Origin of the sequence: Pseudomonas sp. A-B-19, from assembly GCF_019947515.1 — a bacterium.
Taxonomy (GTDB): Bacteria; Pseudomonadota; Gammaproteobacteria; order Pseudomonadales; family Pseudomonadaceae; genus Aquipseudomonas.
The window spans coordinates 53966-69569 of record NZ_JAGYGN010000010.1 but is presented as its reverse complement, the minus strand read 5'-3'; the positions used below and the strand labels follow the sequence as shown (position 1 = coordinate 69569).

The window sequence follows — 15604 nt, the reverse complement described above, 5'->3', positions numbered from 1 at the left end:
GATCTTTCAATGAAAAAACTGTCCTCGATCGCGGCTGCCTTGCTGTTGACTGCCTGCCAGCATCCGACACCGCCGCCCAAGGCATCCCTCGATGGTGAAGTCTTCTACCTGCAACGCAGCGCACTGCCGCCGAACGCGGTCCTCAGCGTCAGCCTGCAAGACGTCTCACTGGCCGACGCCCCGGCGAAGGTCATCGACGAGCAACGCGGCCCGGTCAAAGGCCAGGTGCCGCTGCCCTTCCGTCTCAGCTACGACCCGTTGACGGTAGAAGCCAATCACCGTTACTCGGTGAATGCGCGCATTGAAGTCGACGGCAAACTGCTGTTCATCACCACCGAAAATCACGCCGTGCGCCTGGACGGCTCCGATCCACAACCCGTGAAGGTCCGTGTCGACGCGGCCCACTGAGTGTCTTTTTGAAAAAGGAAGTTGCCATGCTCCGCCCTACCCTCCGTTTTGCCGGCCTGTGCGCAGGTTTGATGTTCTGCGCCAGCGCGATGGCGTTGTCCTTCACCGACCTGTCGCAAAAAGACGCCACCGGTGGTCTCAAGGACGCCCTGACCCAAGGCGCGCAACTGGCCGTCAAACAACTCGGCACCCCGGGCGGTTTCAGCAACAACCCGGAGGTGAAAATCGAACTGCCGGGCAAACTGGGCAAAGTCGCGAGCAAAATGAAACAGTTCGGCATGGGTGATCAGGTCGATGAACTGGAAGCCAGCATGAACAAGGCGGCGGAAAGCGCCGTGACCCAGGCCCAGCCAATCCTGGTCGATGCCGTGAAGAAAATGACCGTGGAAGACGCCAAGGGCATCCTCAGCGGCGGCAACGAATCGGCCACCCAATACCTGAACAAGACCAGCCGCGAACAGATCCGCGCCAAATTCCTGCCCATCGTCAAGCAAGCCACCGACAAGGTTGGCCTGGCCCAGCAGTACAACTCGTTCGCCGGGCAAGCGGCAACCATGGGTGTCGTGGATGCGAAGAATGCCAACGTCGAAAACTACGTTACCGAGCAGGCGTTGAATGGCTTGTTCGAAATGATCGGCAAACAGGAAGAAACCATCCGCCAGAACCCGGCGGCAGCGGCCACCAGTTTGGCGAAGAAGGTGTTTGGAACCTTGTAGTTTTTAGCTGGTGACAACACCAGAAAGCCCGCTGAACCTTGTGAAGGTCAGCGGGCTTTTTCGTTCTCTATTGCTGCGGATCAAGCTGATCCAGCACCTCGCTCACCGATAGCTGTGCAAGGACAATCATCTGCTGAACGCCGAGTGCCAGATTGCAGGTGGGGGCCGGTCAGCATGGATGACAATTCGGTTGCCTTCACATTGGCTGAGGCGAGGGTTTCGTAGGCATGCACGAGGAGGGTTTCGGAATTGATGCCTGGGCGGATGGTGAAAATTGGGCAGGGGCGATTTGACGTGCCGGTATTTTCTTCGGACTCTGAAGTCGGGGGGTTGGGGCTCGGTTTGATCATTGTGACGCTCCTAACGATAGTCGGAGCGGCCAGCATCACTTGCAGATGATGGGTGGCAGCTGTGTGCGGGTCTGCAAGACCGAGAAGTTAGGAAACCCCGGCAGACCCGAAGGTCTCCCGCACACAGCCACCATAAATCGGAGGTCGCTAAAGAGCGCCACGATTATAGGTGCGCCTGTAGACGCCTAACAAATTATCGGCGGGCTTACAGTCCCGGTCGCTGAATTGGCAGCGACCGTCAAAGGCTAGAGATCGTGCTTCCGACGGGCAAGCTGAAAAACATGTCGGAGGTTTCCTTGTGACTTGAGGAAAACTACACAGGATTGGTCGGCTGACAGGCCGTCTTCGCTGGCAAGCCAGCTCCTACAGTTGATCGGCGTACACCGACGCTTCTCACCACTCATCAGGCCGAGCGTTAGCTCGCCTGCAACTCTTGATCTTGATCCACCCGCCCCCTCGGCAGGCCTCGTTCCGGTGTTCATCCGGGGATGGGCGCGCAGCGCCGTTCGACGCAGTCGAACTCATTGCATGTAGGTCGAAGCGAAGCCGACCGGAGGGCAATGCCCCCGGATGGATACCGGAGCGAAGGAACCCCGAGCCTTAGCGAGGGGCCGTACGTAAGGGGCGAGACCTTTTGGTTCCTTTTGGCTGGGCCGGCACTCCGGGCGTTTGCCAAAAGGGACTCGCTGTAAAAGCGAAACCGCCAGCCGCCGTTACCGAAGAAATGGATATTCACTCGGTCAAACGGCTTCCTTCCTGACCCGAAACCAAGCAGCATAAAGGGCAGGCAAAAAGAGCAGCGTCAACGCCGTGGCCACAATCAACCCCCCCATGATCGCCACCGCCATCGGCCCGAAAAACACACTCCGCGACAACGGAATCATCGCCAAAACGGCGGCAAGGGCCGTCAACACAATCGGCCGGAACCGCCGAACCGTAGCCTCGATAATCGCCTGCCAAGGCTTGAGCCCCGCAGTGATATCCTGCTCGATCTGATCCACCAGAATCACCGAGTTACGCATGATCATCCCCGACAAGGCGATGGTACCAAGCATCGCAACAAACCCGAACGGCTGGCGGAACACCAACAGAAACAGCGTCACCCCGATCAACCCCAACGGCGCCGTCAGAAACACCATCGCCGTGCGCGAGAAACTGCGCAGTTGCAGCATCAACAAGGTCAACACCACCACAATGAACAACGGCACGCCGGCTTTCACCGAGTTCTGTCCGCGCGCGGAGTCTTCCACCGTGCCGCCGACATCCAGCAAGTAGCCGTCGGGCAGTTCGGCGCGGATCGGTTCGAGGGTCGGCATGATTTGCTGCACCAGCGTCGCCGGTTGCTGCTTGTCATAGATGTCGGCGCGAACCGTCACATTGGGCAGGCGATTGCGGTGCCAGATGACGCCCTCTTCGAAACCGTACTCCAGGGTCGCGATCTGCGACAGCGAGACGCTGCGACCGTTATCGGTCGGTACCGCCAGGCTCGGCAGCAACGACAGTTCGGTGCGTTCATGCAAGGTGCCGCGCAGCAGGATCTCGATCAACTCGTTGTCTTCGCGGTACTGGCTGACGCTGGAACCGGTCAGGGAGCTTTGCAGGAACCCCGACAGGTTCGCCGTGCTCACGCCCAGCGCCCGTGCACGGTCCTGATCGATATTCAGGTATACGACTTTGCTCGGTTCTTCCCAATCCAGATGGACGTTGACCACATGCGGGTTCTCGCGAACCTTGGCCGCGACTTTGCGCGCCAGCGCCCGCACTTCCTCGATGTGCTCCCCGGTCACACGGAACTGCACCGGGTAACCAACCGGCGGACCGTTTTCCAGGCGTGTGACCCGCGAGCGCAAGGCCGGGAATTGCTCATTGAGGATGGAGATCAACCAGGTACGCAGGGTTTCCCGTTCTTCGATGGTTTTCGCCAGGACGACAAACTGCGCAAAGCTCGCCGCCGGCAATTGCTGATCCAGCGGCAGGTAGAAACGTGGCGAGCCGGTGCCGACGTAGGCGACATAATTGTCGATCCCGGCCTTGTCCTTGAGCAGTGCTTCGAGGCGCTTGACCTCGTCGGCGGTGTTGCTCAGCGAGGCGCCTTCGGCCAGTTTCAGATCGACCATCAACTCCAGACGACCCGATGCCGGGAAGAACTGCTGCGGCACAAACTTGAACAGCACGATGGAAGCGATGAACAGCATCACGGTCGCTGCGATCACGGTTTTGCGCCAGCGCACGCACCACTCCACCAGACGCCGGACGCGCTGATAAAACGGTGTGCCATACGGATCGGGCTGACCGGTACCGTGTTTGGCGGCGTGAATCTTCGCCAGGTCCGGCAGGAGTTTTTCCCCCAGGTACGGCACGAAAACCACTGCGGCCACCCAGGACGCCAGCAGCGCGATGGTGACCACCTCGAAGATCGAGCGAGTGTATTCGCCCGTGCCCGATTGCGCCGTGGCGATCGGCAGGAAACCGGCCGCAGTGATCAGCGTACCGGTGAGCATCGGGAACGCGGTGCTGGTCCAGGCATAACTCGCCGCTTTGACCCGGTCGAAACCCTGCTCCATTTTGATCGCCATCATTTCCACGGCGATGATCGCGTCGTCCACCAGCAAACCCAGGGCCAGCACCAGCGCGCCGAGGGAAATCTTGTGCAGGCCGATGCCCAGGTAATACATGCACGCGAACGTCATCGCCAGCACCAGTGGAATCGCCAGGGCCACCACCATGCCGGTGCGCACACCCAGAGAGAAGAAGCTCACCAGCAACACAATGGCCAGCGCCTCGACCAACACTTGCACGAACTCGCCGACACCGGTTTTCACCGCGGCCGGTTGGTCGGAGACTTTGCGCAGCTCCATACCGGCCGGGAGGTTTTTCTGGATGCGGGCGAACTCGATTTCCAGCGCCTTGCCCAGCACCAGAATGTCACCGCCATCCTTCATCGCCACCGCCAGGCCGATGGCGTCTTGCGCCATGAAGCGCATGCGCGGTGCCGGTGGATCATTGAAACCACGCCGCACATTGGCCACATCAGAGATGTGGAAGGTGCGATCACCGACACGGATCGGGAAGTTCCTGATCTCGTCGACCGTCTGAAAATTCCCCGTTACCCGTAGTTGCAATCGCTCGCTGCTGGTCTCGAAGAAACCTGCCGTGGACACCGCGTTCTGTTCTTCAAGGGCTTGCTGGACAGCTGCCAGCGGCAACCCGAGGGTGGCGAGCTTGACGTTGGAGAGTTCGATCCAGATTTTCTCGTCCTGCAAGCCCAGCAGTTCGACCTTGCCCACATCCTTGACCCGTTGTAGCTGGATCTGGATGCGGTCGGCGTAATCCTTGAGCACGGCGTAGTCGAAACCTTCACCGGTCAGGGCGTAGATATTGCCGAAAGTGGTGCCGAATTCATCGTTGAAAAACGGCCCTTGAATCCCCGGCGGCAGGGTATGACGGATGTCGCTGATCTTCTTGCGCACCTGATACCAGAGCTCCGGGATCTCCACCGAATGCATGGAGTCGCGAGCGATGAAGGTGACCTGGGATTCGCCGGGCCGCGAGAACGACACGATGCGCTCGTACTCGCCGGTTTCCATCAGCTTTTTTTCGATGCGCTCGGTGACCTGGCGCGAGACTTCCTCGGCGGTCGCTCCCGGCCAGTTGGTGCGAATCACCATGGCCTTGAAGGTGAACGGCGGGTCCTCGCTCTGGCCGAGTTTGGTGTAGGACAGTGCGCCGACGATGGCCAGCAACAGCATCAGGAACAGGACGATCTGGCGATTACGCAGCGCCCATTCGGAAACGTTGAAGCGCATCGGGGCTTACTCCTTGTCCGCCAGATTGACCACACGATTGGAGCGATCCACCGGGCGTACCTGCTGCCCTTCCAGAAGCACATGAACACCGGCGGCCACGACCCAGTCGCTGGCGTTGAGTCCCTCAAGCACCGGTACGGTTTTCTCACCGAAGGCACCGACCCGCACCGGGGCTTTTTTCAAGGTGTTGTTGGCGCTGACGACCCAGACATAGGTCACGCCGTTTTCCGCCGTCAGCGCAGACAGCGGAACGGACAGAGGAACGACGTCGGCGGCCTGCACAAACACTCGGGCGCTCTGGCCCAGTTCGACAGGAACCTTGCCGGAACTGAAGGCAATGCGGGCTGCGAAGGTGCGCGATTTTGGATCAGCCGACGGCGACAGTTCACGGATACGCCCTTCGAATCGCTGATCGGGCTGGGTCCAGAGCTCCACTGCCACCGGCTCACCGACCTTGAAGCGACCGAAATTCTGCTCCGGCAGGCTGATCAAGACTTCACGCTCACCATCGGTGGCCAGTGTGAACACCGTTTGCCCGGCGGCCACGACTTGCCCGACTTCCACCAGACGCTTGGCCACGACACCGTCCTGCGGCGCACGCAACACGGCATAACTGGCCTGGTTATTGGAGACATTGAATTCGGCTTTGATTTGCTTGAGGCGCGCTTCGCCGGAGCGGTAGAGGTTTTCGGCGTTGTCGTACTGCGAGCGACTGACCAGTTGGCGTTCCATCAAGGTCTTGTAGCGGTCACGCTCGGAACGCACCAGGTTCAGGTTGGCCTCGGCGGCGGCGACCTGGGCGCGAGTGGCCTCCAGTTGCAGGCGCACATCCTGAGGGTCGAGCTCCGCCAAGGGCTGATCGGCCTTGACCCGCTGCCCCTCTTCGACCAGTCGTCGGCTGACTTTACCGCCAATACGGAACGCCAGGTCCGGCTCATAACGCGCGCGAACTTCACCGGGATAGCTTTCCATGGACTGCGCCGAAGGCTCTGGCTGGACCACCATGGCCGGGCGCACGCTGACTGTCGGTGCCTCTTCGTGACCACACGCAGACAATAAAAAAGCCAGGGTGACTGGCAACGCGAGGGGCAAGGCATAGCGGAACATGGTGAAGGACCTTTCGCTAATGGTGCTTTGAATAATTATACTGAGCAGTATGTTATTAATAGCAAACTCACCAGTCCAGTAATAAAAACGAATATGCCAAACGATCTTTCAGCACCCAATGGCCCAGGCAGACCCAAGGACATGGTCAAGCGCCAGGCGATTCTCGATGCGGCCAAAGCGCTGTTTCTGAGTAAGGGTTATGCCAATACCAGCATGGATGCCGTCGCAGCCGAGGCCGGCGTGTCGAAGCTGACGGTCTACAGCCACTTCAACGACAAGGAGACGCTGTTCTCCGCTGCGGTGATGGCCAAGTGCGAGGAGCAGTTGCCACCGCTGTTTTTCGAATTGCCGGAAGGCGCGGCGGTGGAAACCGTGTTGCTGAACATCGCGCGCGGTTTTCATCAACTGATCAACAGTGATGAATCAGTGAACCTGCACCGCTTGATGATGACCCTGGGCAGCCAGGACCCAAAGCTGTCGCAGATATTCTTCGAAGCCGGGCCGCAGCGCATGCTGCACGGCATGGAACGCCTGCTGAGCAAGATCGATGAAAGCGGTGTGCTGCGCATCGACAAGCCGCACAACGCGGCCGAGCACTTCTTCTGCCTGCTCAAGGGCGCGGGGAATTTCCGTTTGCTGTATGGCTGCGGCGAGCCGCCGGTTGGCGAAGCGGCGGAGAGCCATGTGCGGGAGGTGGTTGGGTTGTTTATGCGGGCTTATCGGCCGGAGTGAGTCTGATGGTTTGAGGGTGTCCGGGCTGACGCCTTCGCTGGCAAGCCAGCTCCTACAGGGGCCGAGGTGTTCGAAAATCCCGAGGCCGACACACAACCTGTAGGAGCTGGCTTGCCGCGATGAAGGCGACCCGGTCTTAAGGCTTCAAAGCCTTCTTCGGATAAATGTCATACCGGCTGGACTTGCCATCCAGCGCATGGCTCGGCTTCGGCCCATCGATGCACGGCGCCTTGCGCGGGCGCTTGACCACCACCCGGTGGCTGGCCAGGGCCAACGCCGCTTCAAGCAATGCCGGCGCATCCGGGTCATCACCTACCAGCGGCCGGAACAGGCGCATTTCCTTCTTCACCAGCGCAGTTTTCTCACGATGCGGGAACATCGGGTCGAGATAGATCACCTGCGGCGGCTCGCCCTCCCAGTTGCGCATCACCTCGATCGAGTTGCCCTTGAGCAGGCGCATGCGCGCCACGATCGGCGCCACCTCGAAATCTTCCGCGCCACGGGCCAGGCCGTCTTCCAGCAAGGCGCCGATCAGCGGCTGACGCTCGATCAGGCTCATCTCGCAACCGAGGCTGGCCAGCACGAACGCGTCCTTGCCCAACCCTGCCGTAGCATCCAGTACCCGCGGACGCACGCCTTGGGCGATGCCAACAGCCTTGGCGATCATCTGCCCGCTGCCGCCGCCGTACAACCGGCGATGGGCCGCCCCGCCCTCGACGAAATCCACCCGCACCGGCCCCGGCGCATCCGGCCCCAGCTGCTGCAATTGCAAACCCTGGTCGCCCACCTGCAAAGCAAATTCGCCGTCCGCCACTTGCATCGGCAAGCCCAGGCGCTCGGCCCATTGCTCGGCTTGAGGCTCGAAAGCCGCGTCGAGGGCCTGGACATGGATGCGGCAGGCCGCAGGTTGATCAATCATCGGAAAACACGCTCAAAAAATTAATGATCGGCAAAAACGGCCGATAACAAAACTATCGAGCATTTTGCCAGAGCTGAGCGTCGACCGAGAGAAATGTCAGACATTCAACCCACAATCACAGGTTTTATCTCGCCCTACGGCGACTACAACCTGCGAAACACCCAGGCACTGAGCGGCGTCAGCCACATCTGGCAGGATTTCTTTGCCCGGGCACTGGCCGAACAGTCGGGTGAAGTGCTCCCGCCATCGCTGAACTTTCCACCGGTCGATCTCCAAAGCCCTGTCGAGCCGACCGTCGGCAGCGAGCTGCTGGCGCACATCGTGTCCCAGCGTGAATGCGAGGTGAAAGACAATGTAATCCGCCCGCCCGAGCCACTGTTCCTGCCGATTGCCGAACTCGAAATGGACCTGGCAGACAAACCACGCCCACCGTTCCCGAAGGATGAAATCCTCGCCCAGCAAAAACAGCAGGACTTCGAAAGCGGCTGGGTGCGTCCGATCGTGCTGAAAGCCGGTCAACCGGTATACGAAGCAGGCCCTGCCCCGCAACCACGTCCGTTGCACTTGCCTATTGCCGAATTCGAACTCGATCTTCTCGACAAGCCGTTTCCGCCGTTCTCGCCAGAAGAACGGGTAGAACAGCAGAAACAACTCGATTTCGATAACGGCTGGGCACGCCCGATCATCCTGCAGAACCTGCGCTTCGCCGCCTGATCCTCAGCCTTTGAAAAACTGATTGGCCTTCTGATACGGCATCGACCGGGAGGTGAAACCGAACGTGCCTGACGTCTGGATCTCTTCGGCGGCGCGAAAGAATTCGCCATAGGCCGCCAATGCCAGCGCCGAACCGACGCTGATGCGTTTGACGCCCATCTCGCCCAACTGCGCGACCGTCAGCTTCAAGCCCCCCGACATCAACACATTCACCGGTTTCGGCGCCACGGCGCGCACCACCGCCAACACCTCCTCGGCGCTGCGCAGGCCCGGCGCGTAGAGCACATCGGCACCGGCCTCGGAGAATGCCTGCAAGCGGCGGATGGTGTCGGCCAGATCGGGATTGCCGTGCAGGAAGTTTTCCGCCCGAGCGGTCAATGTGAAGGAGAACGGCAAACTGCGAGCGGCAGCCACAGCGGCCTCGATGCGCGCCACGGCGTGTTCGAAACAGTAGATCGGGCCCTCCTCGCGGCCGGTGGCATCTTCAATCGAACCACCGACGGCGCCGGCCTCTGCCGCGCGCAAGATGCTTTTCGCGCAGTCAGCCGGGTTGTCGGCGAAACCGTTTTCCAGGTCCACCGCAACCGGCAGGTCGGTGGCGGCGACAATCGCCTGAACGTTCAGCAGGGTATCGTCGAGGGTCAATCCGCCATCGGCACGGCCCTGGGAAAAGGCATAACCGGCACTGGTGGTCGCCAGCGCCTCGAAGCCGAGGCTGGCGAGCATTTTCGCCGAGCCGGCATCCCACGGATTGGGAATCACAAAAGCCCCGGGGCGTTCATGAAGGGTTTTGAACGCTTGGGCTCGAAGGGTTTGCGCGTCCATTGGTCAGGCTCCTGAAGGGGGAAAGAATCCGCCTCAGAGCAGGCCAAGTTGCTCGATGGCGGGTTCTCTGTATAGCTCAGGCAGCGCCGGCAAGCCAGGCAAACGCAGCATCAGCCTGGCGTGAAAGCGCTGCGCCAGCTTCGCCGCCAGTACATTGTCGGCGGTGTGCAGGAAGATGTACGGCGTGCGGCCTTCTTCGATCCACAGCGCGATTTTTTCGACCCACGGTTCCAGGAACGCATCGTTGGCCTCAAGCGTCGGATGGCCGATAAAACGCACCTGGGGGAATTGCGTGAATGCCGCAGGGCGCGGTGGCACACGGGGTTTCTTCGATTGGGCGTGGAGCACCGAAGGTTCGGTCGAGGTGCAACTGAACAGCGCACGTGGATCGAGACAGATGCGTTCGACGCCACGATCCAGCAGCAGACGATTGAGCATTCGCTCGCTGTCACCCTTGGCGAAAAACTCATCATGCCGCACTTCTACGGCCAGCGGCCGCCGCAGGGCATCGATAAATCCGGCCAGTTCTGGCAAACGTTGGGGCGTGAAGCTTTTCGACAGCTGCAACCACAACGGCGACACCCGCTCACCGAGAGGGCTGAGTAATTGCACGAAGGTTTCGGCGGCGGTCAGTTGCTCGCGCAAGTCTCCACCGTGGCTGATCTCGCCGGGAAACTTGGCGGTGAAACGAAAGTGCTCGGGCATGGTGTCGGCCCAACGCTGCACGGTGCTGGCAGCCGGGCTCGCGTAGAAGGTCGTGTTGCCTTCCACGGCATTGAATACCTGGGAATAGAGATCAAGAAAATTGGCGGGTCTGGCGTCCGGCGGATACAGGTAATCGCGCCAGGCGTTCTCGCTCCAGGACGGGCAACCAAGGTAGTACGGCAGCAACATCAGATGTACAGGTCGAGACCCAGCACATCCGCTTCCCAATCGACGAAACCGGCGGTGCTCAGGTAGCTGGCCAGGGCCATTGCCACGCTTTTGCTCATGGCACGGTGGTAAATCAGGTCTTGCTGACGGGCGGGAAGATTGCTCAGTTTTTGCGCAGAGGCTTTGGCAGCGCGGGCAGCCAATTGCTCTTCAGTCGGGAGTTCCAGCTCGCCTTCGATATCAATGGCGTCGTCTTCCAGCACGCGGCCCTGGCGAGGTTTGCGCTTGATGGGGTAGGGCTGAGAGAAGGCGCCGTCTATACGCATGCGTGCATACTCGGAATCAGTGATGGCAGTTTAGTGGCGCATTTCCCACATCGCAAACCGCCGAGTGATAACTAGAACACATAAAAGACAAAAGGTTTAAAAGCTGAGGTTAGAAAATGAGGATTGGCTGATGGGTGGATTATTTTGTGGCGAGGGAGCTTGCTCCCGTTCGGCGGCGAAGCCGTCGCAAAACCTGACGGCGAGTTGCACCTGATGAAATGGGGGCCGCTTCGCAGCCCAGCGGGAGCAAGCTCCCTCGCCACAGAAACTCCCTCACCTCAGAGGTCGTACAGATTACCGCGCCTTCGGCGTTGCCACCTTGTCACGCAGATAAACCGGCTGCGCCTCATCGGCCACGATCCCCTCACCGCGTTCCCAGGCAAACCGCGCCAAAGTCAGCAAGTCTTGCGCGTGGGGCAACATGCCCGCATCCTGCCCGATCAGGTTGACGCCAATACGCTCGCCATAACCCCAACCGGTGCCCGCACCGAACCATTCGCCGCTGGCATCGGCCGGCAATGCAGCGGACTCCGGAGGCAGTACCGCTTCCGCACCCACCAGGCGCATCTCCCCGGCCGTTTCGCGGTAGCAACCCCAATACACCTCATCCATGCGCGCATCGATGGCGGCGGCGACCTGAGTGGCGCCGTGTTCGCGCAGCGCACGTTGCGCCAGCACGGCCAGGTTCGACACCGGCAACACCGGGCGATCCAGAGCAAACGCCAGGCCTTGCACCACGCCGATGGCGATGCGCACACCGGTGAAGGCGCCCGGGCCACGGCCGAACGCGATGGCATCGACCGCTTGCAGGGTGGTCCCGGCATCGGCCAGTAACTGCTTGATCATCGGCAACAGCTTCTGCGCGTGCAGGCGCGGGATCACCTCGTAATGGCTCGTGACCTTGCCGTCATGCAGCAAGGCAACGGAGCAAGCTTCAGTCGCGGTGTCCAGGGCCAGCAAGGTGCTCATCGATGTTTCCACAAGAGAGGTCAGAAAAAGTGCGTCAGTATAAACAACTACGGCCCGCAAGCGGGCCGTGGATGATGCAGCGGATCAGGTTTTTCAGCTCAGGGCCGCAAGCACCTTGGTGGTGATTGCTTCAACCGAACCGACGCCTTCGATATGGCTGTACTTCGGCTTGCCATTGGCAGCCGACAGCGTCTGGTAAAACTCCACCAGCGGCTTGGTCTGGGAGTGGTAGACCGACAGGCGATGACGCACGGTTTCTTCGGTGTCGTCCTTGCGCTGTACCAGTTCTTCACCGGTGACGTCGTCTTTGCCAGCTACTTTCGGCGGGTTGTAGACGATGTGGTACACACGGCCGCTGGCCTCGTGAACACGGCGACCGGCGATACGCTGGACGATTTCTTCGTCTTCGACGGCGATTTCAACCACTGCATCCAGCTCGACGCCGGCCGTCACCAGGGCTTCCGCCTGGGGAATGGTGCGCGGGAAGCCGTCGAACAGGAAACCGTTGGCGCAGTCGGACTGGGCGATGCGGTCCTTGACCAGTGCGATGATCAGGTCATCGGACACCAGGCCACCGGCATCCATGATGCTCTTGGCCTTGATGCCCAGCTCGGTGCCGGCCTTGACCGCGGCACGCAGCATGTCGCCGGTGGAGATTTGCGGAATGCCGAATTTTTCGGTGATGAACTTAGCCTGAGTACCTTTACCGGCCCCGGGAGCTCCCAGCAGAATGACGCGCATCGATGTGCTCCTCAATTTTTTATATGGATAACGTCAGATTCGCCTCATTGGGCCAATCTCAAAAATAGGGTCGTGACCGCCCAAACGGCCAAAGGCTGCTCAAGATACACAGCAGGGTGCGCCCACACAAGACGCCAAAAGTCGGAGAAACCGCTGCCTCTTGCGAGCATTGCGCGCGGTTTCCCAAGTCGCAACCCCATCATTAACTGTCGCCTGACAGCACTTTTCAACCCGCCATACGGCGGCATCCGGCTCATCTGCCGGATGCCTGACCCCACGGTAAAAACCTTAGCCGGTGTTACGCAAACCGGCGGCAATCCCTGCCACAGACACCAGCAAAGCCTGTTCTACCGGGCTGCCCTGCGCTACGTCCTGTTGTCGCGAACGGGCCAGCAACTCGGCCTGCAATAGATGAAGCGGGTCAAGGTAGGTGTTGCGCAAGCGGATGAACTCAAGGGTCGCCGGGCTATGTGCCAGTAGCTGCGACTGCCCGGTCAGGCCGAGAACGATGGTGCATGCCTGCGACAATAGGTCGCGTAAATGCGCACCCAATGGCAACAGATTCGGCTCCACCAGACGCTCATCGTAGGACCGTGCAATGTCGGCATCGGCCTTGGCCAGGACCATTTCCAGCATGTCGATGCGGGTGCGGAAGAACGGCCACTGCTCACGCATCTGCCCCAGCAGTTCGCCTTCGCCGCGCTCCAGGGCCTTGCTCAGGGCCGCTTCCCACCCCAGCCAGGCCGGCAGCATCAGGCGCGTCTGGGTCCAGCCGAAAATCCACGGAATCGCCCGCAGGCTTTCGATCCCCCCGGCCCGGCGCTTGGCCGGACGACTGCCCAATGGCAAACGCCCCAGTTCCTGCTCCGGCGTCGACTGACGGAAATACTCCACGAATTGCGGGTTCTCCCGTACCACGGCGCGGTAGGCACTGACACCGTCTGCCGCCAGCTCGTCCATCAAATGGCGCCACTCAGGTGTCGGTGGTGGCGGTGGCAGCAAGGTCGCCTCGAGCACGGCGGCCAGGTACAGGTTGAGGTTCTGTTCGGCGATGTCCGGCAGGCCGAATTTGAATCGAATCATTTCGCCCTGTTCGGTAGTACGGAAACGCCCCGCCACCGAACCCGGTGGCTGCGACAGGATCGCCGCGTGGGCCGGGCCGCCGCCTCGCCCCACGGTGCCGCCGCGACCGTGGAACAACAGCAGTTCCACTTGCTGCGCACGACAGATGTCCACCAAACGCTCCTGAGCCCGGTACTGCGCCCAGGCCGCCGCCGTGGTGCCGGCGTCCTTGGCCGAGTCGGAGTAGCCGATCATCACTTCCTGCGGCCCTTGCAGGCGCGCGCGATAGCCCGGCAACAGCAGCAGCTTTTCGATCACCGGGCCGGCATTGTCGAGGTCGGCCAGGGTTTCAAACAGCGGAACCACGCGCATCGGCCGCAACACGCCGGACTCTTTGAGCAACAACTGCACGGCGAGTACATCGGAAGCCGCACCGGCCATGGAAATCACATAGGAACCGAGGGATGCCTCAGGCGCAGCGGCGATTTCCCGGCAGGTCGCCAAGACCTCGGCGGTGTCGGCTCCGGGTTTGAAGTACGCCGGCAACAAGGGACGACGATTGCTCAATTCACGCAACAGAAAGGCGATGCGTTCTTCCTCGCTCCAGTCCTCGTAGCTTCCCAAGCCAAGGTAGTCGGTGATTTCGGTCATTGCCGCGGTGTGCCGCGACGAGTCCTGGCGCACATCCAGACGAACCAGGAACAGTCCGAACGTCACTGCCCGGCGCAGGCAATCGAGCAACGGCCCGTCGGCGATCACGCCCATCCCGCACTCGTGCAAAGAGTGGTAGCAAAGCTCCAGCGGATCGAGCAGTTCGCGGTTGTTTTGCAGCACATCGGCCGGCGCCGGCGTTGGCGTCGACAAGGCGGCGTGTGCCCAGTTGCGCGTCGCCCGCAGGCGTTCGCGTAGCTGTTTGAGCACGGCCCGGTAAGGTTCGGCGCTGTCACCCGCCTTGGCCTTCAATTCATCGTTGGCCTGCTGCATCGACAGTTCAGCCGCCAGGCGATCGACATCCCGAAGGTACAAATCGGCCGCCATCCAACGCGCCAGGAGTAAAACTTCACGGGTGACCGCAGCGGTCACGTTGGGGTTGCCGTCACGGTCGCCGCCCATCCACGAGGCGAAACGAATCGGTGCTGCCTCCAGCGGCAAGCGCAGGCCGGTGGCGGTGTGCAGGGCCTGATCGGCCTTGCGCAGATAATTGGGAATGGCCTGCCACAGCGAATGCTCGATCACCGCGAAACCCCACTTGGCTTCGTCCACCGGTGTCGGACGCGTGCGGCGAATTTCTTCGGTGTGCCAGGCTTCGGCGATCAGCCGTTGCAAGGTGGTCTTGATCTGCTCGCGCTCGGCACTGGTCAGGTCGCGGTGATCCTGCGCCGCCAGTTGCGCGGCGATCGCGTCGTACTTCTGGATCAGCGTGCGGCGTGCGACTTCGGTCGGGTGCGCGGTCAATACCAGCTCGATCTCCAGCCGGCCCAGTTGCCGGGCCAGCGCGTCGGCGCCATGCCCCGCGGCGCGCAGACGCGCGAGCAACTCCGGCAGCACCCGGGCCTCGAACGGTGCCTCCTGGGATTCCTCGCGGCGGTGAATCAACTGGTACTGCTCGGCGATGTTGGCCAGGTTGAGAAACTGGTTGAACGCCCGCGCCACCGGCAACAACTCGTCTTCGGTCAACTGGTTGAGGCTGGCGCTCAGTTCGGCGTCCATCGAGCCGCGCCGGTCAGCCTTGGCACCCTTGCGGATCTGCTCGATCTTGTCGAGAAAACCGTCGCCATATTGCTCACGAATGGTGTTGCCCAACAGCTCACCCAACAGGTGAACATCCTCGCGCAAGCGTGCATCAATATCGGTCATCAGCAGGTCTCCAGCAAAAATCCGGGCGGCTAAGAACCTAGAGAGTGCCGCCCCAGACGGGTTCTTACAAGCAAGACGACGAAGGGCCTTTAAACCTTGCCTGTTGAAGCTAGTCTGAAGATAAGCCGCACAATGGCTGTCGCCGGCCAATGCCGGACACTCACCCTGCCTGCCACGAGCGGGAGCGCAATGAGGTCAA

The 15604-nt window shown here is 61.0% G+C and carries 13 protein-coding genes and 1 pseudogene; 4 read left to right on the top strand and 10 right to left on the bottom strand.

Translation table 11 applies throughout. From position 1 onward, the window contains the following. Positions 1–9 precede the first annotated feature (9 nt). Together KGA81_RS13620 and KGA81_RS13615 are read left to right on the top strand one after the other, a co-directional pair. Positions 10–408 (top strand): YbaY family lipoprotein, encoded by a 399-nt coding sequence (locus tag KGA81_RS13620; RefSeq protein WP_223546642.1) that lies wholly within the window; start codon positions 10–12, stop codon positions 406–408. A 26-nt stretch (positions 409–434) separates the two neighbouring features. Next, on the top strand, positions 435–1124 hold the full coding sequence (locus tag KGA81_RS13615) for a DUF4197 domain-containing protein (protein WP_223546640.1): 690 nt from the start codon (positions 435–437) through the stop codon (positions 1122–1124). A gap of 67 nt (positions 1125–1191) precedes the next feature. Here the strand turns inward: KGA81_RS13615 and KGA81_RS13610 are convergent. From KGA81_RS13610 to KGA81_RS13600, 3 genes and pseudogenes are all read right to left on the bottom strand, one after another. Further along, positions 1192–1474: pseudogene (locus KGA81_RS13610) on the bottom strand (DUF6124 family protein). 740 nt (positions 1475–2214) lie between these two features. Further along, positions 2215–5280, bottom strand: a complete 3066-nt coding sequence (locus KGA81_RS13605; RefSeq protein WP_223546638.1) for an efflux RND transporter permease subunit — start codon at positions 5278–5280, stop codon at positions 2215–2217. A 6-nt stretch (positions 5281–5286) separates the two neighbouring features. Next, positions 5287–6387 (bottom strand): efflux RND transporter periplasmic adaptor subunit, encoded by a 1101-nt coding sequence (locus KGA81_RS13600; RefSeq protein WP_223546636.1) that lies wholly within the window; start codon positions 6385–6387, stop codon positions 5287–5289. 93 nt (positions 6388–6480) lie between these two features. On the opposite strand from KGA81_RS13600, the gene KGA81_RS13595 reads away from it, so the two are divergent. Then, positions 6481–7119, top strand: coding sequence for a TetR/AcrR family transcriptional regulator (locus KGA81_RS13595; protein WP_223546635.1), 639 nt, complete (start codon positions 6481–6483; stop codon positions 7117–7119). 136 nt (positions 7120–7255) lie between these two features. Here the strand turns inward: KGA81_RS13595 and KGA81_RS13590 are convergent, their stop codons facing one another. Continuing rightward, positions 7256–8038 (bottom strand): class I SAM-dependent methyltransferase, encoded by a 783-nt coding sequence (locus KGA81_RS13590; RefSeq protein ID WP_263293334.1) that lies wholly within the window; start codon positions 8036–8038, stop codon positions 7256–7258. A 93-nt stretch (positions 8039–8131) separates the two neighbouring features. Between KGA81_RS13590 and KGA81_RS13585 the strand changes: the two genes are divergently transcribed. Beyond that, complete coding sequence (locus KGA81_RS13585; protein WP_223546633.1) at positions 8132–8752, top strand: energy transducer TonB; 621 nt, start codon at positions 8132–8134, stop codon at positions 8750–8752. A gap of 3 nt (positions 8753–8755) precedes the next feature. Here KGA81_RS13585 and KGA81_RS13580 read toward each other — a convergent pair whose 3' ends face one another. The 6 genes from KGA81_RS13580 to ppc form a co-directional block, all read right to left on the bottom strand. Continuing rightward, positions 8756–9577 carry an isocitrate lyase/phosphoenolpyruvate mutase family protein gene (locus KGA81_RS13580; protein ID WP_223546624.1) on the bottom strand — a complete coding sequence of 274 codons (822 nt, stop codon included), beginning with the start codon at positions 9575–9577 and terminating at the stop codon, positions 8756–8758. A gap of 33 nt (positions 9578–9610) precedes the next feature. Beyond that, positions 9611–10471, bottom strand: a complete 861-nt coding sequence (locus KGA81_RS13575; protein WP_223546622.1) for a DUF72 domain-containing protein — start codon at positions 10469–10471, stop codon at positions 9611–9613. After that, on the bottom strand, positions 10471–10776 hold the full coding sequence (locus KGA81_RS13570) for a hypothetical protein (RefSeq protein ID WP_223546620.1): 306 nt from the start codon (positions 10774–10776) through the stop codon (positions 10471–10473). Before KGA81_RS13570 ends, KGA81_RS13575 begins: the two co-directional genes overlap by 1 nt. Positions 10777–11070: 294 nt before the next feature. Further along, the gene (gene tsaB / locus KGA81_RS13565; protein ID WP_223546618.1) at positions 11071–11745 is read right to left on the bottom strand and encodes a tRNA (adenosine(37)-N6)-threonylcarbamoyltransferase complex dimerization subunit type 1 TsaB; all 675 of its coding nucleotides are present in this window, start codon (positions 11743–11745) and stop codon (positions 11071–11073) included. A gap of 93 nt (positions 11746–11838) precedes the next feature. Beyond that, positions 11839–12486 (bottom strand): adenylate kinase, encoded by a 648-nt coding sequence (gene adk / locus KGA81_RS13560; RefSeq protein ID WP_223546616.1) that lies wholly within the window; start codon positions 12484–12486, stop codon positions 11839–11841. Between the two features lie 288 nt (positions 12487–12774). Continuing rightward, the gene (ppc, locus tag KGA81_RS13555) at positions 12775–15405 is read right to left on the bottom strand and encodes a phosphoenolpyruvate carboxylase (protein WP_223546614.1); all 2631 of its coding nucleotides are present in this window, start codon (positions 15403–15405) and stop codon (positions 12775–12777) included. Positions 15406–15604 lie beyond the last annotated feature (199 nt).